This is a genomic window from Altererythrobacter sp. Z27 (genome assembly GCF_052683155.1).
This window is the reverse complement of sequence record NZ_JBQYMC010000001.1, coordinates 1,591,550-1,614,040: the sequence shown is the minus strand read 5'-3', so window position 1 is coordinate 1,614,040 and position 22,491 is coordinate 1,591,550. Positions and strand designations below refer to the sequence as shown.

The 22,491-nt window shown below is 57.2% G+C and carries 16 protein-coding genes; all 16 read left to right on the top strand.

Going from position 1 to position 22,491, the window contains the following annotated elements; translation table 11 throughout:
* Positions 1–173 precede the first annotated feature (173 nt).
* The 16 genes from ACUJ47_RS07880 (at position 174) to ACUJ47_RS07805 (ending at position 22,491) form a co-directional block, all read left to right on the top strand.
* Positions 174–11,138: a LysM peptidoglycan-binding domain-containing protein gene (locus tag ACUJ47_RS07880; RefSeq protein ID WP_445537861.1), complete on the top strand. Its 10,965-nt coding sequence runs from the start codon at positions 174–176 to the stop codon at positions 11,136–11,138.
* Positions 11,139–11,148: 10 nt separating this feature from the next.
* Positions 11,149–11,967 (top strand): hypothetical protein, encoded by an 819-nt coding sequence (locus tag ACUJ47_RS07875; protein WP_445537860.1) that lies wholly within the window; start codon positions 11,149–11,151, stop codon positions 11,965–11,967.
* Between the two features lie 581 nt (positions 11,968–12,548).
* Positions 12,549–13,250: a flagellar hook-basal body complex protein gene (locus tag ACUJ47_RS07870; RefSeq protein ID WP_445537859.1), complete on the top strand. Its 702-nt coding sequence runs from the start codon at positions 12,549–12,551 to the stop codon at positions 13,248–13,250.
* Positions 13,250–14,023 (top strand): flagellar hook-basal body protein, encoded by a 774-nt coding sequence (locus ACUJ47_RS07865; RefSeq protein ID WP_445537858.1) that lies wholly within the window; start codon positions 13,250–13,252, stop codon positions 14,021–14,023. Before ACUJ47_RS07870 ends, ACUJ47_RS07865 begins: the two co-directional genes overlap by 1 nt.
* A gap of 21 nt (positions 14,024–14,044) precedes the next feature.
* The gene (locus ACUJ47_RS07860; RefSeq protein WP_445537857.1) at positions 14,045–14,692 is read left to right on the top strand and encodes a hypothetical protein; all 648 of its coding nucleotides are present in this window, start codon (positions 14,045–14,047) and stop codon (positions 14,690–14,692) included.
* Positions 14,689–15,267, top strand: coding sequence for a flagellar basal body L-ring protein FlgH (locus ACUJ47_RS07855; protein ID WP_445537856.1), 579 nt, complete (start codon positions 14,689–14,691; stop codon positions 15,265–15,267). Before ACUJ47_RS07860 ends, ACUJ47_RS07855 begins: the two co-directional genes overlap by 4 nt.
* An 11-nt stretch (positions 15,268–15,278) precedes the next feature.
* Positions 15,279–16,382 carry a flagellar basal body P-ring protein FlgI gene (gene flgI / locus ACUJ47_RS07850; protein ID WP_445537855.1) on the top strand — a complete coding sequence of 368 codons (1,104 nt, stop codon included), beginning with the start codon at positions 15,279–15,281 and terminating at the stop codon, positions 16,380–16,382.
* 18 nt (positions 16,383–16,400) lie between these two features.
* Positions 16,401–16,745, top strand: coding sequence for a flagellar basal body rod protein FlgB (locus tag ACUJ47_RS07845; protein WP_445537854.1), 345 nt, complete (start codon positions 16,401–16,403; stop codon positions 16,743–16,745).
* A 2-nt stretch (positions 16,746–16,747) separates the two neighbouring features.
* Positions 16,748–17,185: a flagellar basal body rod protein FlgC gene (gene flgC / locus ACUJ47_RS07840; protein ID WP_445537853.1), complete on the top strand. Its 438-nt coding sequence runs from the start codon at positions 16,748–16,750 to the stop codon at positions 17,183–17,185.
* Positions 17,182–17,532 (top strand): flagellar hook-basal body complex protein FliE, encoded by a 351-nt coding sequence (locus tag ACUJ47_RS07835; RefSeq protein ID WP_445537852.1) that lies wholly within the window; start codon positions 17,182–17,184, stop codon positions 17,530–17,532. The genes flgC and ACUJ47_RS07835 overlap by 4 nt, the downstream gene beginning before the upstream one ends.
* A 15-nt stretch (positions 17,533–17,547) precedes the next feature.
* Positions 17,548–18,804 carry a flagellar basal-body MS-ring/collar protein FliF gene (fliF, locus tag ACUJ47_RS07830; protein WP_445537851.1) on the top strand — a complete coding sequence of 419 codons (1,257 nt, stop codon included), beginning with the start codon at positions 17,548–17,550 and terminating at the stop codon, positions 18,802–18,804.
* Positions 18,797–19,192: a hypothetical protein gene (locus ACUJ47_RS07825; protein ID WP_445537850.1), complete on the top strand. Its 396-nt coding sequence runs from the start codon at positions 18,797–18,799 to the stop codon at positions 19,190–19,192. Before fliF ends, ACUJ47_RS07825 begins: the two co-directional genes overlap by 8 nt.
* Positions 19,189–19,902 (top strand): FliH/SctL family protein, encoded by a 714-nt coding sequence (locus ACUJ47_RS07820; protein ID WP_445537849.1) that lies wholly within the window; start codon positions 19,189–19,191, stop codon positions 19,900–19,902. The genes ACUJ47_RS07825 and ACUJ47_RS07820 overlap by 4 nt, the downstream gene beginning before the upstream one ends.
* The gene (locus ACUJ47_RS07815) at positions 19,899–21,212 is read left to right on the top strand and encodes a FliI/YscN family ATPase (RefSeq protein WP_445537848.1); all 1,314 of its coding nucleotides are present in this window, start codon (positions 19,899–19,901) and stop codon (positions 21,210–21,212) included. Before ACUJ47_RS07820 ends, ACUJ47_RS07815 begins: the two co-directional genes overlap by 4 nt.
* Positions 21,209–21,655, top strand: a complete 447-nt coding sequence (locus ACUJ47_RS07810) for a hypothetical protein (protein WP_445537847.1) — start codon at positions 21,209–21,211, stop codon at positions 21,653–21,655. The genes ACUJ47_RS07815 and ACUJ47_RS07810 overlap by 4 nt, the downstream gene beginning before the upstream one ends.
* Positions 21,652–22,491, top strand: a complete 840-nt coding sequence (locus ACUJ47_RS07805; protein ID WP_445537846.1) for a hypothetical protein — start codon at positions 21,652–21,654, stop codon at positions 22,489–22,491. Before ACUJ47_RS07810 ends, ACUJ47_RS07805 begins: the two co-directional genes overlap by 4 nt.

The window sequence follows — 22,491 nt, the reverse complement described above, 5'->3', positions numbered from 1 at the left end:
CGCGACCGATACCTAACCTTCGATGGCAGCAAATGCCCTGCCCATTTCGTGAACAGTCGAACTGCGCCCAATCTATCGGGCGGAACGTTTCCCAGAAATTTTCCTAAACTTTTCGGCGGTTGGTGGGATTTGCCAATCGAAGTTTTGTGTTTCTTCATTTGAGGGTTCTTGGGATGGTTGCGATATTCACGGGATTGGGTTCTGGTTTTGCCCGTGGATCATCGAGTGTGCTGGGCTCTGCCGGTCAATTGGGATCGGCATTTTTCGGGCGCGGCGGCGAGGGGATGTCGGTCAACGCGGCGACAGGCAATCTGGTATTGTCGCGCCAGGACGAGTTCTTGATCGGCCGCGGCCTCGATGCCGGGATTTTGCGGACCTATAACAGCTTGGGCCAATTGAGCGATGACCGGGACAATGGTGACCGCTGGCAGCAATCGACGACGCAGCGAATTTATGGCCTGACTGGGACCCTGTCTGCGGCCGGGAGTACGGTGAAACGGCTGAGCTCGGATGGCTCAATTGTTACCTATGCTTGGGGCACCCGCGGCGGTATTTCGGCCTACTGGACCACCGATGGGTCTGGCGCGCATGACCGGCTGGAGCGGGGCTCCGGCGATACGTGGATGTGGACTGACGGCGACAGCCAGGTGGCTGAGACTTATGCCGCGTCTGCAGGCAGCGCGAGCGAGTGGCGACTGGTCGAACGGCGTGACACGGACGGCAACAAGCTCACGTTTAGTTACCGGGCGGGGAGCGATTTACTCGACAAGGTGATGACCGCCAATGGCGAGTGGCTCCAGTATACCTGGTCAGGCAATGCCATTACGCGGATCACGACGGGTTATACGGATATCGCGACCGGCACCGCGAAGACTTTGTCCCGTACATGGTATGATTATACAGATGGCAAGCTGAGCCAGGTGCGCGTCGACCTGACGCCCGATGACAACCTCTCCCCTGACCTCGTGCAATCATACTGGACCCGGTACACCTATGATGGTTCCGGGCGGGTAACACGCATCCTGCAGAAAGATGGGTCGCAGGTCGATATTGCCTATGACGGCTCGGGCCGGGTGAGCAGTGTGACCCAGCAGGTCGCGGCAGGCGATGTGAGGGTAACTAGCCTGTCCTACGGTAGCGGCTTTACCAGCGTTACAGGGCCTGACGGGCAAGTGACGCGGCTTGACTATGATGCGGCAGGTCAACTTACGAAGATCACCGCGCCGCCCGCCTTTGTCGGTGCGGCTGCCCAGGTGGTGCAGTTCGCATATGATGTAGACGGCAATTTGGTGAGTGTCACCGATGCCGCCGGCAAGGTCACGCGCTACTCTTACGACGAATTTGGCAATGTCACCAAGATCATCGATCCCAACTTCAATACGGTTGAGCGCTGGTATGATGCTGGCAACCGTTTGGTTCGGGAGCGCACATACGGATCAGATGCGGCGAGTTCCAGTGTCGAGCAGAACTCGCGCTTTGCCTATGATGGCGAGGGTCATCTGCGTTATTCGATCGACCGCGACGGTCGAGTGATCGAGTACGGCTATAATAGTCAGGGGGAGCTGCAATACACGATTGAATATCCGGAGCATGCCTATCCGGTTGGTTCGGCTGTGGTGAGTGAAGCGACGATGAACGCCTGGCGCGATGCGCTGGCGGACCGTTCTTCAACCAAGGTTACGGTGTTTAGCTACGATGCGCGTGGCAACCAGACACAGGTCCTGAAATACGGCCAGGCTACTGCCGCGGGAGAGGGCTTGGCGACGGAAGGCTATAGCCGGGCCTACACCACATATGACCAAGCGGGGCGGTTGTTGCAGCGGAATGCGCAAGGGCAGGCGGCAGAGAGCTTCCTTTACGACGGGCTGGGACGGATGACCGCGAGCACGGATGTGCATGGCGGCACTACGACTTTCGTGTTCAATGATGCAGCGCTAACCACGACGGTGACGTCGGCATCGGGCTATACGAGCGTTCAATCTTACAACAAAGCAGGCGAACTGGTCAGTTCAGTCGGCAGCGGCAATTTTGATGTGACCGGGGCGAGCCAGTTCCGCTACGACAAGAACGGTCGTTTGCGGATGACGATAGACGAGACCGGCGCGAAGAACTTTCTGGTATACGACCGGGCAGGCCAACTCGTAGGCAAGGTCAATCATCTTGGCCAACTCACCGAATACCGGCTTGATCAGGTCGGTCGGGTGATCGCGGAGGTGCGCTATGCAGGGACGATCTCTGCGGCCAATCTGACCAAGTTGGAGAACCCGGACAACATATTGCAGATGAGCGATCTCCGCCCTGCAGCGAATTCCGCGGATATTTGGTCGTGGACCGTCTTTGATGCGGTTGGGCGAGTTGTAGCCAGTATCGACGGCGCAGGATCGGTTGCGACATTTAAATATGATGCATCTGGAAGAATTATTTCCACGAAATCATATGCAAACAAAATCGATCAATCTGTTATAAATAGTTATAAGATTGCTCCTCCAGATTTAACCGACTTTAGCGCTCTTCGCACAGATAGGCCGCTTCCGGCTCTCGGTTTTGATGAGGCTTATTATCTCAAGAACAACCCAGATATTGTTGCGGCGGGCGTCGATCCTTTTTGGCACTTCAGTGTGCAAGGCTGGCGCGAAGGAAGGAAGCCGAATGTGGCTTTCGATACCAACTACTATCTGTCCCAGAATCCGGATGTAGCGGCAGCGAATATCAATCCGTTCCACCATTTCCTGGTCCAAGGGTGGAAGGAAGGGCGCGCGCCTTCGGCAGTCGATACGGCCCAGACCTATTATGAGAAATACAAGCTAGCAACATTTGAGCTTCCAGGCCTGGACCCTGCACGGGACAAGGTAACCCGCAGCTTCTACAATCGGAGCGGGCAATTGGTCGGCATGCTCGACGGTGAAGGTTATCTGTCTGAGATCATTTACGATCAGGCGGGCCGGAAGATCGAAGAAGTGGCCTATCTCACCCGCACAGAGTCGAAGTTCTGGAATTCCGGGACGCTTGCAAATCTGCGCTGGAGCGCCAATCCGGCTCAAGCCGACAACCGGCGGGTGCGCTACGTCTACGATGGTCAGGGCCAACTACGCTATCAAGTCAATGGCGCGGGTCAGGTTACCAGTTTTAACTATGATGCTGCAGGGAACCTGATCTCAAGCAAGGTTCATGCGATTGCCATCACGCCAGCTGATTACACGTATGACGCGGTCAAATCCGCGATTGTAGCCGACGGCAATGACCGGGTCACAGCACTGACTTACGACAGTGCGGGACGATTGGCGACCAGCACTGATCCACTCGGGCTGGTCACGACTTACACATATGACACCAGCGGTAGAGTCATAAGGGTTCAGACTGGCAGCGGCGCCGCGGCAAGGATCGCACGCAACTACTACACAGCGAGCGGACTTTTGCGGTTCAGCATCGACGCTGAAGGTTATGTAAGGCGCTATGATTATGATGCTGCGGATCGAAAGGTCCGTGAAGTCATCTGGGATGCCCCGGTCAGTGTTAGCGATGCGACCACGATCGTGCAGGTCAATAGCCTTGCAGTTGGTGCCTGGGTGGATACGCGCTGGGAGTATGATGCTGCCGGGCGGGTGAGCTCGACCTATGATGGCCTGGGCGTTCGCACCTTGTTGGAATACAATGCGAACGGCACGCTCGCGAATATCTATATCGCGCACGGCACAGCCGACCAGACGCGCAGCCACTATCAATATGACGGTGCGGGCCGGATCACACACGAATATACCGCATTTGGCGAGGCGGAGCAGGCGTTGGTCCAACATGCCTATGACGGGCATGGCAACCGTACCAGCACAACCGATGCGCGTGGCATGGTAACCACGTTCAACTATGACGTGAATGGGCGGATCGTCTCGATGACCGAGGCAGCCGGGACTTCCTCGGCTCGCACCACTACCTACCAATACAACGCCTTTGGCGATTTGGTGCAGACCACCGATCCGCGCGGGGCGGTGACCACCAGCATATACAATAGGCTGGGACAGCTCACTCGCACGACCGATGTGATGGGACTCCACATCGACAATACTTATACCGCATTCGGCGAGCTGGCGACGGTTAGCCGGGCGGGCGCTGTGACCAGCTTCCAGTATGACAAGCTTGGCCGTGTTACGCGTACGACCGATGCGCTTGGCTTCTATGAGGCCTATACTTATGACGGGCTGGGCAACCGCATAACCTCGCGCAACAAGTTGGGTGGGGTCACTACCTATGTTTATGACCGGCGTGGGTTGCTGACCTCCGAAACCTTGCCGATCGGGTCGTACAACAGCAACGGCACGCTAGCGGCGGCAAGCGTCACCAACACCTATGCTTATGATGCGCGTGGCAACCGCACGCGGGTGACCGAGGCGGCGGGCCTGGCTGAGGCGCACACGACCACTTTCGCCTATGACAAGGCAAACCGGATGGTTTCCACCACTGGTCAGGCTTTCCTCGGCTACCCGGCGCCAGTGACGACCTATACCTATGACGCGCGTGGCAACAGGACGCGGATGACAGATCCGCTGGGCGCATCGACGGTATATTTTTACGATGATCTGGGCCGGGTGACGGCCACGATCAGTCCGGTCGGTACCTACACGACCAATGCCTATGATGTCGGCGGCAATGTGACCAGCGTCAGGGTCTACAACACATCGGTGGCGGTACCGGTTGATGGCGGATCGCGGGCAGAAGCTCCGGCGGTGCCTGCTGGGGGCCATCGCGAGACGATCTTCACTTATGATGCGCTAGGGCGGTTGGCGACGACCGCAGTGGTGGGTGCGGTCCAGACCGGGGTGTTCAATGGCTCTTCCTGGGCAACCATCGTTACAGCGCTCGAAACTTCGTATCAGTATGATGCTGTAGGCAATGTAGTGAAGGTCACCGATCCCAACGGCAATCAGACCTTCTCCTATTACGATCTGCTCGGGCGCAAGACGACGCAGATCGATGGTGAGGGATACCGGACCGACTGGGTCTACAATGCCAACGGAAATGTCCTAAGTGAGCGGCGTTACTGGAACAAGGCGGCAGCTGCCGGCACAACGGCGCCGCCGGCGGTAGCCTCCGATGCGGCGCTCGACCGGGTTACCAACTTTACCTACGATCTCAATGGCAACCGGCTGACCGAGGCACGCACCGGAGTTGTGGTGCACAATGGTTCGGGCGGGACCAGCACGGTCACCGCGACAGTGAGTTTTCTCTACAACGGTTTGGGCCAGGTAACCCGCAAGACCGAGGCTTCAGGCGATCAGGTCAACTATACCTATGATGTCGGCGGGCGGCTGATGGTCGAAGCGCGCCAGGCGTTCATCGATCATACCGGCGCGAGCGTGACGCCAACGGTGGATTATTACTACGATGGCTTGGGCAACCTCACGCGGACACGCCAGCGCGGCAACGCTAATGCCGCCGAGCGAGTAACCACCTATGGCTATGACGGCGGCAAGCTCCGCTGGATGACCAACGCCGAAGCGCAGGAGGGCGTAATCACCGATGGCCTGACCATCTATTATTGGTATGACCGTGCTGGGCGACAGACGGGTGAATACTACACTCGATACAACAGCAGCGGAACGCATACTGCGGGCTTCGATGTTGTGGAGCGGAGATATGATGCGGCCGGCCGGGTGACGAGCAACTGGCTAGCTATCTACAACAACGGCGTGTCGGTCGATTACGGGCCGAGGACGGTTACAACCTACAATGCGCATGGCGAGGTCGTGAGCGTTGCTGTGGGCGGAGTAACGCAGCAGCAGAACCGTTATGATGATGCAGGACGCGTTTGGGCGACCAGTTCGGGCGACGGGCTTTGGAAGTTCCTCGGCTACGACAAGAACGGCAACCAGACGATCGCGATCACCAGCGCGGGGGCAGCGTTTGGCGCCGCCACCACCTTCCAGGCTGCTTTCAACCAGATCGGTCAGACTAACGTCAATGCGACATACACTCTCTATGACAAGCGGGGGATGGCGACCCAGGTCATCGAGGAAGGCCGTCAGCTGACAGTCGGCGGCGCGGCGCAAACATTGACAACCGTGCGCGGCTACAATGCCTTTGGTGAGCTGTCATACGAAACCAATGCACTGAATGCGCGGATAGATTACACTTACAATGCCATGGGTCGGCTGATTAGGAGCGAGAGCCCCACAGTCGAGATCACCCTTGAGAACGGCACCGTGACGGCGGTGAGGCCGACAGAGCACTATTATTATGATGCTTCAGGCCGTATGGTCGCCTCGCGCGACGCCAATGGCAACCTAACCCGGATTACATTGCTGGCAGGGTCCGGTCATGGCGGCAGCGAGGCGTTGGTGACCAGCACCATCTATGCCGATGGCGGGATCAAGCAGTTCAAGTACGACATCCACGGCGACATGCGAGAGCTGGTCGACGAGCTCGGTTTCCGTACCTTGCAGACGTTCGACAGAATGGGCCGGGTAACGGTGGTCCAAGAGGTGCGCAGCGCCGCCACCACCACCGATGACTATATCAACTACTACTCTTATGACGGGCTCGGGCGGCAGCTCAGGCATTGGAACAATTTTCACCAAACGCCGGTTCTCGGCGATCCGGTGTGGGTTGAAGATCCATATGATCCAGACCCTCTAGATGGTAACCCTTCACCTGAGCCAACCGGGCGCTGGATCTCCCCCGTCATAGGCTATACGCCCGATATCAAGACAACCGACTACGACATCATGGGGCGGGTGATCGCGACCCGCAACTTTGGCGGGGACACCACAAGCGCCACCTATGTTTGGGACGCAGGGATGGCCACCGGCGGTCTCGGCACGTTCGGCGGGTGGATTGAGACCACCACGCTCGCGAATGGCCGGACCTCGACCCAGAAGACTGACCTGTTTGGCCGCGTCACCTTCAGCCGCGATCTGGGCGGCAGGGACACCAACTACACATATGACGCTGCCGGGCGCCTCGCATCCTTTGTCAAGGGAGGCTTGGCGACGGGCTATACATGGCTCAATACCGGGCTGGTGGGGCAAATGTGGACCGGCAGCACGAATGCCGGGCAAGTGAACTCCAGCTGGAACCGCGAACTTGCGACCTATAGCTATGATCGGGTTGGCAATCGACTGACCGAGCAGCTGTCTCGCGAGACCGGCGTCTATACTCCTGCAGGCTGGTACTCAGAGTCCAATCCTTACGATCCCGGGACCCCTGAATGGTGGGAGTGGGATCAAGCCAACGGCTCTTGGCATGAAGCATCGTATGACGTCTCGAGCGTACTGCTGAAGAACCAGAGCGCTAGCTATGACGCGATCGGGCGGCTTAGGACATGGGCGGAAGCCGGAACGGCGACCAGCCCGGCATCAAGCATCACCCACCATTATGACGCGGCCGGCAATGTGCGCCGCACTCAGGCATCATGGCGTACGCTTGCTGCTTCCGGCCAGGCCAATGCAACCCCTTCCACTTCCGACTATTGGTTCCGCTTTGACAGCATGAACCGCCTGGTGACCAATCGCGGCAAGCTGGTGAACGGGGTGATTACCCGCGGGGTCAACGTTCCCGGAATGGCCGACGGCGGCCAGGACATCTCCTACAATGTAGCTGGCCAGCGTACTTCGGTTACGACGACCACCACCTATTACGATGAGTACAACCCGGTTACCATCGACAGTAAGGAACTCTACACTTACGACGCCGCCGGTCGCCTTGTCGAAATTCGCCAGCTTGAAGGAACCGGCGCGGTCGGTTCGGGCATGCTCCGCTCCCAGTTCAGCTATGACGTGATGGGGCGCCAGACGCTACAACAGGATTACAACACCACCGGCACCCAGATCGTGTTCTACCGCTCGGCGGTCTACAACAACAAGAGCCAGCTCACCAGCGACACTAGCTACGTTCTCAAGAGCGACAGCAAGACATATTCCAGCTCTACTACCTACGAATATGGCACCGGTGCAGATTATGCATTGGGCTCGGTGGTTTCGCAGCGCGGATTGAGCCGTGTGAACACCGAAGAATGGACGTACTCCAGCACGATAAACACGTTCGAGTGGTACGACGGTGCGGTGCAGAAGACGATCAGCAACCAGCCCAATACCAGCCAGTCGACCACCTACACGACCACGCTAAACTATGATGGAATGGGGCGGCTTAGCTCAGCCTTCATCAATGATGGCAAGGCGCGCACGGTTACGTTCGTTAATGACGAACTGGGCCAAATTATTCGCCGCACTGAGAGCCGCCCCTCTAATGCGCCTTCGGAACAAACCGGATCTCCGCATGAGGTGTGGTACCGGTTCGGCGGGCGGCAGATGGGCTATACCGGCAACAACGGCACGTCAAAACTTTCGGCGCCTGATTCAATTGCCGATCGCCAGGTGGCCAGCCCCAAAAATCAGGGCACGTTTCGCAACAATCAGACGTTCGCCCGCTCCTATGCCGATTTTGCGCAAAGCTATGACCCCATCAACTCCTACTATCAGGGCTCGGCTGGCGGCTCATATACAGTCCAGGCTGGCGACACGCTGCAGGGAATCGCGCAAAACCTGTGGGGCGATTCATCGCTGTGGTACAAGGTTGCTGAGGCCAATGGACTTGGGGCCCAAACCGGCCTGATTGAAGGCCAGCGCCTGATCCTGCCAACGGGCATTGCCAAGAATACACACAACGCCGAGACCACGCGGCCATACGATCCCAGCGAAGCCATCGGCGATATCTCGCCGTCCACATCGCCTAAACCGCCGAAGGGCAAGAAATGCGGTACGATGGGGGCCATCCTCATCGCTGTTGTCGCGATCGCGGTGACGGTGGTGACGGCAGGGGCGGCGCTTGCTGCGATAGCGCCGACTATCACCAGCGTGGGGGCGGGCATCGGAACTGTCCTTTCCGGAGGTCTCGTCGCCGCCGCTGGTGTGCCTGGGGCGCTCGCGATCGGCGCCGGCGCTGCCATGGCCGGTTCCATCGTCAGCCAGGCTGTAGGCGTTGCGACCGGCATTCAGGAGAAGTTTAGCTGGAAGTCTGTGGCCATGGCCGGCATCGGGTCGCTTGTAAGTGCGGGCTTGGGCCAGATTCCCGGAGATAGCTGGCTGGCAGCTGGAGTCAGAGGTGCAGCAGGAAGTGCGATAACGCAAGGGATCGGCGTTGCTACCGGACTTCAGGATAAATTCAGCTGGGCGGGCGTCGCAGCTGCCGGAGTCGGCGCCGCCGTTGGCGCAGGAATTAGTAATAAGGCTGGCGAACTGGGCCATCGCTTTGCAAAAGCCGTTGGAGCAGAGGGTAACGCCTATCAAAGAATTGCAGAGGCTACTGGAACCCTGTTGAGAGGAAGCGCCTCGGCAATTGCAAGTGCGGCAACCAGATCCGCAATAGAGGGAACCAGTTTCAAAGACGGTGTGATCGCCGCCATCCCAGATGTTGTTGCCAGTACTTTGCAATCATTGGCTTCGGCTTGCTTCACCGGCGAAACGCTTATCCACACGCCAAAGGGACTGAAGCGCATCGACGAAATTCGCGTGGGCGACCTGGTGAACTCGCGTGATGAAGGGTTCAAAGACGATCGCGTACAGGTTCGCCGTGTGATGGAACTCTATCGTTTCGAAGATAGAGTAACGCTTGATCTGACCATAGCCTATCCGGATCGCGAAGAGACGTTCCGCGCGACGCCGGAACACCCCTTCGCTATCGCCACAATCGGAAAGGATAGCACTGCTTCCGATCCCATTATTGCCTTCGGATCTGATGGAGATCTGGCGTTCGCAGCGGACGAAGTACGTCCGAGCGGGCCGAAATCCTATGCCTGGCAACCGGCAGGAAAGCTCAGCCCGGGTGACTATGTCATCGATATCAACGGGCGGTTCGGCATGGTTGTTGCCATCGAGCCCGTTAGATCGACCTCGACTGTTTATAACTTTGCTGTCGAAGGCTTCCACACATACTTCGTGGGTAAGACCGGTACTTGGGTCCACAACCAATACGGTGTGGCGGACGTATCTGAAGTTCTCGACAGAAGAGGTCAGCTACGCGCGGATGTTGAAGATCTCCAAATCTATATCGAAGCATTGGGTCAGCAAGAACAGACTGAAGAAGTAAGACTGGCACTTGTGGCCGCAATCGAAGAAGCGGCGAAATTGCACGCTGAGGTCACTGAACTTGCGCATTCTGGCGGCCCTGAGTCTAGAGCTGCCACGTCTCTTGGAATTGCCTGGGGGAATGGGACCGGACTTCTCACCGGCGCAGGGGAATCAGCGCTAGGCGCATTGGTAGGCATAGGGAATGCGATACTCCACCCGGTCGACACATACGAAGCCGCACGCGAGGCCGGCAAACAGCTGTTGGATTTTGCTGACAAGGCACTCAAAGGTGACATTAATGCCATCGACGAAATAACATTTACGGCCAATGTTTGGGAAGCCGGAATACAATTGGAGCAAGCCAGGCGATATCTTTCTGCAGATGGATGGGCGCGTGACTTTACCGGTAACTTCGCGGCCGGAAAATATCAGACCAGCGAAGCCATGCAAGCCGCACTTGCTGTTGCTGGGCCGCCAAACCTCAGGCACTTGGGGCGGCTTCGCAGTGCAAGGGCAGACTTGCCTCATGGTGTAGACCCGGACTCAAAGCCAGCCAGGATCGGCAAATCAGGCCCCAGCTCACGTGATCTCTTGCGAGATGAAGTTGCAGGGATTCTCACCAAGCGAATGCGTTCGGAGTCCCCTAAATACAGGGCGAACATGTTTAAAGAGGCAAAAGGGATTATATATGCGGCCCGCCAGGCGGAACGGCTTGGCTATGGAAAGATAGAAGGCTTCATGCCCAATGCCAGCGGGCATGGCGTTGATATGATTGTCAGTGATGGCAAGGGGCGTTATGCCGTCTTTGAAGCGAAGGGTGGGTCGACACAAAAAAGGCCCAGCGTCCTATCAGTCGATCAGGCGGGCAACCAGCAGGGAACTCACGCGTATAATATCAGTCGATTTGAGAGAGCTGCCGCAGACGTAAATAACCCACAGAGGGCGTTGGCAGAGAAAATGCTCAATATGTACCAAGAAAGCCCCAAATCGATTTCAAGTTATGCAACGTTCTATGGTTCGCGGAGAACATACGAATTTACTGGCAGTATTACAGCCAAGAAATTTACTGGCGTAAGGCAATAAGAAATAGATCATGAGTGATTTCGAAATTCTGGTTTCTAGTCTGAGCAATCGGACAAACACTGCCCTGGCCGCCTACGCGAAACACAAGGCGCAGGGGGATGAACATCAACTCTTCAATCTATCGTCGGCGCAGAAAAATCTATTCCAGCTCGGCCTGCTCGATTGGCGCAGGGGCGATATGTCTAACGCGCGCCGAAACTTTTCCGACTGCGTTGAGGCGTACAATCGGATGGTTAGCGACGCGAGCGAGTTCGCCTCAAGAGATGGATTTTGGGAAGAATTCTGGGAAGGTAATTCTCGTGATGAAACATTTCCGGCAGCTGCCGCCTATCTTTGCGGTGGGGATTTTACAGTAGCTCCGATTCCAGATGGAGTTTCTAGACACGGCGATCAAGGGTATCAGCCGTGGTTCGACAGTAAACTGATTCTTACCTGCATGGGAATTTCATCATTTGCGAGGGATGAACTAAATAATTCTCTATCTCGTGCGAAAAACAATAAGAGATATCCCGATATACTTATTAAGCTGACGGAATTTCACTTTGAAGTTCTTACCGGCCAGTGGTCGGATAGGGCATGTTCCGAAATGCTGGATCAGCATTCTGAGTTGTATGCAGGCCTAAAGAAGCTAAAAGATATGCCGGATCTCATTCACGGCGAGGGAGATCACAATGACCGGGTAGTCGATTGGATTTTCGCTTGTATTCTGAAAAGGATCGGCTGGTCAGGCCGATATCTTCACGCCTGGCCTGAGGATGGCCAAACGGCTGAAACCGGCGATGTGCGTGAAACTCGGATCGTGCCTGCCAACTATGTTTCGATTGATTGACGGGTTCGGCCAGTCAAATCGCGGGCGGGCTAAGACAACGCGCATGGCCATTGCGCAAAAGAGCCTGATTCAAAACTATTCGTCATGATTGCATAGGGTTGCCATGTGTCCGCATAGTGACGGATGGCTGCGATGAACGGCCGCGAAGATGCCGAGACGATGGTAATTTGGAAGCCATCAGCGAAGCGGCTGGCCCGATCAGGCCGGGCCAGAGTCCGATCAATTCCCGACCGGCGCGGTAATGCCCGGAAGCCCTTGTTGGCATGGAGCGCTTGACGACCTGGAAGGGTTCGACTCCAGAGTCGATGCTACTGTACTCAACCGCGATTATTCCGGCGGGTTTCGACTTCGCGCGGCTAGGTTGCAAGCTTCAGAATCTTACCAAGCAATACATTCGATGCGACTCGAAAAGTCGCCCAAGCTTGGGTGAAACTGCCCTGGCGATCGTCTCTCAACACGCCCTTCAGCGCGCCTTTTGGTCGGATTCCGTAACGTCTAAAAGTGGTATCTAAAACTCAGGTTGACAAGCCGAAGCTATTGGATAACCATTGATTCGGAGAATTTCAAAGGGTCGCAAATCTATGGGCTTGCTGGAAACGGCTGCCGCCACCTTGATTGGTGGTGAGCGGCGAGTGGAGACGTGTGCGCGGAATATCACGAACGTGAATACGCCGGGCTATAAGCGCGAAGTTGCGTTTACGCAGTTGCTCGGGGGATCCGGCGTTCCGGTTCGGCAGGCACAGCCGCTCCCGCAAGTCACATCCTTGCGCCAGATGACGCAATCAGCCCTCGTTGAAACCGGCAATGCGCTGGATCTTGCAATTGATGGCACGGGTTTCCTGCTCCTTCGCAGCGGCGACCGTTACTCTCTCGTGCGCGGCGGGCAGTTCGCACTGGGGCCGCAAGGCACGGTCACCGACCCGCTTGGCCGGGTTCTGCAGCAAGCGGGCGGGGGGGATCTCGTGGTTGGTGCCGGTGCGATCGATTTTCTGGCCGACGGCACGGTCCTTGAAGATGGCGCACCGATCGGAGCGATCGGGATCTATGCAAGTGGCCCTGAGGCGCCTGGTGAACAGTTCCCGATTGATCGGGCAGCGGCGCTGCCTGAAGCCATTGGCAGCGAACTCAGGCAGGGCATGCTGGAGTCGTCCAACGTGACCCTTTCGGACGAGATGGTCGAACTCATGCGCTCTCAGCGGCAGGTTGAAAGCGGCGCACAGCTGGTGCGTGCCTACGACCGACTGATCAGCCAGGCGGTTTCAACTTTCAGCAGGAGCAGCTGATGAACGGGGCCTATGAAGTGGGCGCGGTTGCGCTGCGAGCACAGCAGCGAGCGCTTGAAACCATCGCCAACAACGTTGCCAACGTCAACACCGCCGGTTTCAAGCGAGAGGACGTGCGGTTTGCCGAGGTTATGGCGGTCAGGCCGCAGCCAAATACCGAGACCGAGCGGCAGGCTTTGGAAGTCTCGAGCCCGGCGGGCGGGGTCAGGATGGTGTCGCGCTCGATGTATTCTGAAACCGGTGAGCTGCGCCCAACAGCCTCTGAGATGGACATTGCGATCGATGGTCGCGGGTTCATCGAACTGATGGCGCCGAGGGGTGAAAGCTATCTTTGGCGCGGTGGACGCCTTGGCATCAATCGGGACGGTTACCTTTCGGTTGAAGGCGGGCTTCCCCTGCGCTCGCTCATCGCCGTGCCTGATGACATTACGGAGCTGAGAATTGATCCAGATGGGGTCGTGATCGGACGGGCAGAAGCTGGAAATGCGGTGGAACTCGGGCAGATCATGCTGGTCCGCACGGAAACCGACGCGGACCTGGTTCGTGCAGGAGATGGCCTGTTCAAGACAGTTGAGAATGCCCGCATCATTGAAGCCGTCCCGGGCGAAGACGGCAGCGGCAAGATCGCACAGAAAATGATCGAAGGGTCCAACGTGGATATGGCATCTTCGATGGTGGAGATGCTCGTCCTGCAGCGCGCTTATGCCGCGAGTGCGCAGGTCATTCAGGCCGCGGACCAGCTGTCCGCTGTCGCCAACAACCTTCAGCGTTAGATCGGGCGGGAAAGGGAAGCCATGCTTGCGTTGTTTCTTCTGACGGCAGGGCTTCCCGCAGCGACCTCCGACGAGATCGTGCTGCCAGATCGCTACATTCGCGTTGGAGATGTTGCCCAAGCGCCAGGATATGAATCGGAAGTTCTTGGAATGCTCTCGCAACAGCGAACGTCGCTTGAGCTAGATGAGGGCACGGTGCGGCGGATGCTGCGAAATCGTTTCCCTGCACTTCAATTCGTGCTGCGTTTCAACGGGCGAGTCCGCTTGTCTCGCCCCGCACTCCGGACGGTTCACCGCGGGAATTGTTACGCCGCACTAATCGATCTTCCGGCTGGTGAGCCAATCACAATTTCCAATGCTGCTGCGGTAGAGTGCCCTTCCGGCAAGGTCGCAGCAGCATTAGGGTACGATGCAGCCTCCAGTTCGACTTTTGCGCGTGAGTTTATTCCTGCCGGGGCCAACCTTGGCGCCTTGCGCTTGAATCAAGGCGAGGTCGTACCCGAAGGAAAAGCCATCACGCTCCGTTATGCCGCTGGCCCGGTCATCGTCGAGCGCAAGGTGACCATGCTTCAACCCGGAGTACGGGGCGGGCGCGTTTTCGTGAAGACCGACGATGGCGAAGTTATCACAACACGACTTTCACTCGAGCAAACAGGAGCTTCCCAATGAAGGCACAATCGATGCTCGTGTTAGGGGGGGTGCTTTTCTTTAACGCCACTTCTGCCTCGGCTGAGCAACTCTACTCAGGCAATTCGTGGGCTGGGGTCGCCGCCGATATCAAGGCGCGTCAGGTGGGCGATCTGTTGACGATCGTCATCAACGAGGCAGCTAGCGCCACCAATCGGATTGGAACCCGCTCGAGCAAAGGGACAACGTTTGGTGGCGGCGCACGGGTTGGCGGAGTCGACGAATCCCTAAACTTCGGTTTCGACAGCTCCTATCGCGGAGGGGGCGAGACCGAACGGTCGGACCGCTTCGCCGCCAGCATAACCGCAGTCGTGACGCAGGTCTTTCCCAATGGCGAACTCATGGTCGAAGGCGAGCAATTCCTGCTGGTAAACGGCGAACGACGCAATATCCGGCTGCGCGGCCGCGTCCGCCACGTCGACATCTCGCCTGAAAACATGGTGCTGTCGAACCGACTGGCGGGGGCTGAGATACAGTACGATGGCAAAGGCTTCGTCTCAAAGAGCGCCGAGCCAGGGTTGATCAACCGTATTTTCAGTTTCCTGGGGATCGGATGATGCGACGCTCTTTGACTGTCAATCTGATTGCGTTCGTATGCCTGTTCGCGCCAGCGGCCTACGCTCAGGACGTTCCTCTCAAGGGCCTTGGCCGTTTCGATGGGTGGCGTGACAATGCATTGATCGGTTACGGATTGGTCACCGGCCTTGCCGGGACTGGCGACACCCGGCGCAATGAGGTTACAAAGATTGCGTTGCGCAATGTGCTTGCCCGGCTTGGCACAACTGTGACCGAAGACCAGATCAACAGCCGGAACGTTGCCGTTGTCATCGTCACCGCGATACTCCCGCCTTCAGCAAATCCCGGCGACAGGGTCGATGCGGTGGTCTCCTCGGTAGGGGACGCCCGGTCGCTCGCTGGCGGCACATTGCTGATGACGCCTTTGCTTGGAGCAAACCAGCAGCCTTATGCCCTGGCCCAGGGAGCGCTCACAGTGGGCGGGTATGATTTCGAGGTCAATCTACAGCGGCAGCAACGGAATTTTCCGACCACCGCCGTTCTTGCAGGTGGGGCGACGATCGAGTTTCCGGTCGATGCGCAGCTGCTGAAGCCTTCCGGCGAAGTTTCGTTCTTGCTCAAAGAACCGAGCTTCACCACGGCTGAACGTATTGCCATGGCAATCAACGCCTCGCAATCTCGCCCGGTTGCTTATGTGAAGAATGCCGATGAGGTGGTAATTGCCTTTGGTGGCTCCCCATCTCTTCTGCCTTCGTTTCTGGCGCGGTTGGAAAACCTGCCGGTCACCCCAGACACTGTCGCCCGGATAGTGATCAACGAACGCACTGGAACCATCGTGGCAGGTGCCGAAGTACGGCTGTCGAGCGTGGTGGTCAGCCAAGGCGACATCAAAGTGACAGTGCAATCCGAAAGTTTCGCCAGCCAGCCGAGCTTCATTGCTGGCTTCTCGAACGATATCTCCAGCCTGGTAATTACCAACTCTCAACTTACCGTCGATGAGGGGACTGATGATGTTGTCGCCACCTTCCCCAACACGACGGTGGCAGCGCTAGTTCAGGGGCTAAATGCCACCGGAGTGGGTACGCGACGGGTCATATCAATCCTGCAGGCGATCCGCGCCGCCGGGGGACTTCACGCCGAAATTGTTGTTCAATAATCTTGCCCACGAGGGATTATGTCCGAGCTTTCCCAGATTGTCACCATCAAGGTCATGGACGCGCTTGTTCAGCGACAGTCCGCAATTGCGCAAAACATCGCCAACTCCGGTTCGGTAGCCTATGCCCGCAAGGTTGTAGATTTCGAAGCCGCGCTACAGGCTGCGTTTTTACAAGGGCCCGATGCGGTCCGCACTTTTGTGCCCCGGATGACGACCCTTGGTTCCGCCCAGTCAGGCGGCGAAATCAGGCTCGACCTGGAAATGCAAGGCGCGTCAGCAACCGCCATGAGGTTCGCGGCCCTGTCCGATATTCTTGGGCGACAAATGAGCCTTGCGCACCTTGTGGTTCGAGGGGGGCAATAATCATGGAAGCAATGGAAATCAGTCGCTCTGGCCTTGATGTCGAGTGGCGTAGGCTTGAAGTTATCGCTGCAAACATTGCCAATATGAATACAACGCGCACTGCCGATGGCGGACCGTATGTCACCCGTCGACTCGTAAGTGGGCCGGTCGATGGGTTTCCAGAAGCGTTGCGCCAAACCCTCTCCGCCTATGATGGGATACCGCGCAAGGGCGTGATGGTTTACGACATTGCGGCGACCAACGCGGCATCACGGCAAGTCTATGATCCCGGACATCCCCATGCAGACGAAGCTGGCTTCGTGACGCTGCCGGCGATCAGCCAGGCGGAAGAAATGGCGCTGATGATCAAAACACAGCGCTCCTATGAAGCCAACCTCGTCGCGCTGACCGCAGCAACGCAGATGTATTCTGCTGCCTTGCAGCTAGGACGTCAGGCATGAGCGAGATCGTCGCCCTTGGCGCAGTAGGTGCCGATCCGGCCGCCCGTATTTTGGACTCAATCTATTCAGTGCACCTGCTTGATCCGGCTGCACAATCAGGAGGTGCTGCAGGCACGAGCGCGGCTTCAGGAAATTTCGCCGACCTGATCGCCCATGGTCTGGCGCGAATGAATGCCAAAGTCGCTCATGCGGATCAGATGGTCACCCAATTTGCGCTCGATGGAAGCACGCCAATTCATCATGTGACCATTGCGCTCGAGGAAGCTCGACTTGCTGTCGAAATGGCAATGCAAGTGCGCCAGAGGCTGCTGGAAGGCTATCGGGAACTTATGAACCTACAACTTTGATCGGTCTATTGTGTTATGTCCATGCGATCCCCCTCAACGCGCCTTTTCATAGCGATACTTCTGGCCATTATTTGCGTGCTGTCGATCTTGTGGTTCGCGTTTCTGCGGACCAGTTATGCAACGGTCTATGAGAATATTCGCGAAACCGATGCATCGGCGATCGTAGCTGAGTTGGATGCGGTGGGCATCCCTTACCGGCTTGAGAATGAAGGGCATGACATTCTTGTGCCTGAAGACCAGATCGCACAGGCTCGGGTATCAGTCGCAGGTTCGAACTTGGCGATGGGAGGGACTGTCGGCTTTGAGCTGTTCAACGACAGCGATATGGGCCTCACAGAGTTCGCCCAAAAGATCAATTTTCAGCGGGCCATGCAGGGCGAACTCGCGCGCTCGATCATGATGATGGACGGCATTGAGTTTGCGCGAGTGCATTTGGCCATACCGGAGCGGTCCATTTTTCGCGCAGGACAAGAATCGCCAACGGCGGCGGTTTCTTTGGAGACTACCGTAGGAAAAGCGCTGACGGACAAGAAAATTCAGGGAATTCAGCAGCTCGTTGCATCTTCGGTTCCGGGCCTGACTGTCGCAGATGTTGCCGTTCTTAGCAGCGATGGGAATTTGGTCAGTGGAATTACCGCAATGGGGGATGCGGGCGGGTTGGGCGCAATGTCTGAGCTGGCAGCGCTTGAGAGCTATTTTGCTGCCAAAGGGCGCACGGTAATCGAACAATACTTGCCAAAGACATCCTTTGATATCGAGTTTGCGCTGCGTCCGCTGGCCCTAGGGGGAGGCGGTCAAGCGAGCGCTAAAGGTGCAACCGGGCCTATCGTTTCGAGACAGCCAGAGGTTCTTCGCGATGGGTTTGCTTTTCGGATTCTAGTTAGAACGCCAATTGCTTTGGATGAGGAGGAAAGGACCCTCATTCAGAATGCACTGGCGGATAGCCTGCAGATCGTCGAGTCGCGCGGCGACGTGCTGATCTTCTCTACAGGCGCATTGTCCCGTTCGATCAATGCTAACCCAGGCGCTTTGCCTGGCGCGACGCCTGTCGAGCAACCGTCCATGGCGCCGAAGTTGGGTGCTGCTACCGAATGGGGCGATGGCGCGGCCACTCTGCTTTGGTCGAAGTGGTTGTGGATCGGGCTCGTGCTTCTTGCACTGGTCGGTCTTGCCGCATGGCCGCGCAAACGGCTCAATGACGAAGAGATCGTCCGTTTTGCAGATTTGCTCAAAGACGCAGCGGCTAATGGGCGGAGCGCTAATCGTGACTAGTAACTGCACCGAGTATGCCGCCCTCTACCGGCGTTTCGAAGGCTTGGGGCGCAACGACAAGAAGGCGATTCTTGAACTCCTCGATGATGATGAACGGACAGCGTTCGAAGCGGCGGTCGCATCTGAGAAACTTGAACGCGCCGATGAGGCAAAGCGGCTACGTGCGCTGGATCGGCAATACCTTGCATATTCAGCCTGGCTTGGGGATTTAATTGAGAACAGCGATAAGAATGACAACATTGACTTGACGCGCTTGGCAAAAAACACCCTCGTCGCCGAGCATCGGGCGGGTGTCGAGCTGCTCCAGGTGCCGGAACCAATGGGCTGGCGACTACTTTTGACGAGTCTTCAGCAACTGCTGCTCCCGGCGGAATCGAGCCCGCGATGAGCCTTATCAAGCAAACATCATCGGTCCAACGTATCGGACGCCCATTCGCCTTTCGCCGATCGATCGGGGACTATGCCGAAGATACGCGCCCGACATCGCCGTCGACGCAGAACTTGGCGGCACAAGTTTTGCCCGATCAGGCGGATGAGTTGGAGGCCTTGCGAAGCAGGGTGAGCCAGTTGTCCGACGAACTTGAGGCCGCAAAGGCGGAGACTAGCTCGGCGCGAGCCGAGGCAAATGCAGAGGGATATGAAAAGGGGCTGCGCGACGCAGTTTCACAGGAGAAGGAGCGCGCGACCCTGTTGTCCCAAGCGATCGAGGACGCGTTGGTATCTATTGATCAACGTCTCGATGGTGAGCGGGATCTGGCGATCGAACTGGCGCTTGCCACACTGTCCACGATTCTCGGCGATTCCGGCAGGCAGTCAGAGCTGGTTTTGCAGACGGCGTGTAAATGGGCCGAGATGCTCAAGTCTTCCAAGGTCTTGCGGGTGCAGGTGAGCGGAGCTGATTTCTCGGAGGATTCCAATCTTTCCAGCCTGTGCGATCGGTTAGGTAGAATGGCGGTAGAAGTCGACCAAACTTTGCCTTCAGGTTCATGTCTTTTTGATCTTGAACTCGGGCATGTTGATGCATCCATCCCGGTTCAGGCGAAGGCCGCGCAAGATTTTCTGATGAAGCATGCAAACTCCCCGGAAACTGCCGGATGACCGATCAGAACGCACTTGCACAAGCCATCAGGTCGGCCAGCTTTGCGCAGTATTGCGGCGAAGTTGTTGCTGTCGGTCAGGGCTGGATACGAGCGAATGGACCCATCTCGTCGGTCGGCGAATTCTGTCAGTTGGGCGCGGGCGATGATGCCTTGCTGGCAGAGGTTGTGGCAGTCGATGAAGTCGGAATCCGACTGCTCCCGCTGGGGCCGGTAGAACTCGTTCGGCCAGGCACACAGGTTCGTAAATCACCGGAGCATTCGGCATTTCGTAGCGGCGCGGGGTTCGCTGGTCGCGCAGTTGACGCGTTTGGTCGGCCAATCGATGGAGGGAAAGCAATAGCAGCTGCCCCGCACCGAACCGATGCCCGCACCGGAGTACTGAACAGGACCATAATTGCCGACCGTCTGGCGACCGGATTCTCAGCAATTGATGGATTACTGCCGATCGCAATCGGTCAGCGCATCGGAATCTTCGCTGCGGCAGGTGTTGGCAAAACCACCCTGGTGGAACAACTGTCTCACAGCGTGGCATGTGACCGGGTCGTCTTGTGCTTGATCGGTGAGCGCGGCCGGGAAGTAGAGCAGTTGTGGTCAGCCCATGAAAAGGGTGCCCGTGCCGGTCATGTGGCCTTGGTGGCAGCGACGTCAGACGACAGCCCGAGCGTTCGCGTACGTGCCATCTACCAGGCGTTGGCCCTATGCGAAGAGTGGCGCAGTCGCGGGGAGCACGTCGTGCTATTTGTTGATTCCGTTACCCGGCTCGCGATAGCGATGCGCGAGATCGGCCTTGCCGCCGGCGAAGTGCCATCAGTCCGTTCATATACGCCCAATGTGTTCGCTGCCCTGCCCGCAGTAATCGAACGGTGTGGCGCCATCAAGGGTAGCGGGGCCATAACCGCGGTCTTCACGATCCTGAGTGAGACCGATGATGTCGACGATCCGATCGTCGAGACGATGAAATCGATCCTCGATGGTCACATTGTGCTTTCACGAAGGCTGGCTGAGAAAGGTCACTTTCCCGCAATTGACATCGCGGCGTCAGTCAGCCGGACCAGCGACAGAGTGCTTGAGCCCCAAGCACTCAAGGCGGCACAGTCCGTTCGGCGCAATTTCGCCGTCTACCAGGAATCGCGCGATATGATCGAAAGTGGAATCTATCAGTCCGGCTCCAATCCCGAAATTGACCGTGCGGTACGGCTACAATCTGAAATCGCTGATTTTCTGCGTCAGCATAGTCCATTCAAGCCGGATCTTGCGTCAGTCGATCGGCAGCTCGGGCGTCTCGCGGAATTGGGTGAAACTCTATGAACCTGCCAGACCGCCTTGCTTCGCTGGCACGATTGCAGTTGCTGCGTGAACGACGTGAACGCGTCAGTACCGAGCATGCGCGTTCCGCCCTCATTTTGTCCGAAGAAGCGCATCGTCACGCCATGAACTCGGAAGACGAAATCCACGAGGCGCTCATGACACTGTGCGGCGTTCCGGCCATGTGCCTTGACCGCTGGAGCGTGGTTGCCGCGCAATTGAAGCTAGCAGCGGATTGCACAGGCCAAGCGTCGGCGCAAATGACCGTGGCTGCCGATCTATATGCTGAGGCAAAGGACAGGTTGAAGGGCGAGATCGTTCGAAGTCAGGAACTTGGCGACAGGGCGCGAAAGGCTATCCTCAAGTTTGAGGCGAAAAAAGATGAGGCCAAACTGCGTGATGTGAGATCCCTCCGCAACGCGTTAGGTGAAAGAAATTGCGCATGAACACGCCGAGCGTCTCTTCCGGTAGAATTACAAATTATTCTGATCGGCCGACCAACAAAGGTGTCGCGAACTCGCGCCAGACCGACGCAGGTAAAGAATTCAGGCAGATATTGTCTGACGCTTCACAGGGTCCACCAGTGGCCCGACATTTCCGAAGCGTAGCGGCCGAAGGTCTAGAGGGTGGAATGGAGCTTGATGCCAGTGGCGGACGCTTCAATATTGCCATGGCCACCTCTGGTCGTGCGGTCGCGTTCGATGCGCGTCCTGTAGTGGGGCCGACTTCAGTCGAGGTGTTGCAAGAACATTTGGGGCATCTACATCAAAGCAAGGGGCAAGGTAATCCGTTGCACAGATCGCCGGGGCACGGACAGCAAATTGGCGGAACCTATTCTGTTGAATTTCAGCCATATCTTTCATTCGGCGGTGCGCCAAATCGCCTGGAGATTCCGTTTGCACCGCCAGTCAGAACCAGAGCCAGTGCCCCGATACTGCACGCCACCCACACCAGCGAACCGGCGCTAGACAATAAAGCAGGTGCGCAAGGCGCGTCTGAAAGCTGCGACGCTGCTGAAAAGTTGAGCGTTCAAGATGGCATCGAAAGTAATAATCCGCGCACAGAAGGACGATTTCGTCAATCAACGGCCCAACAGATTTCTCGGGCTCAAGTATTGGCAAGCATGTTGGAAGCAACTGACGAATATAGAATATTTGTCCGCGGGGTCACGCTTGATCACCGTGAGAAATATGCGCTCCAAAACGCAATAAAGAACATGCTTGGCGCCTATGGCCTACCTGACAAGCCTGTAGCTATTGTGGGTCAGGGAAGGGAGGGCTGA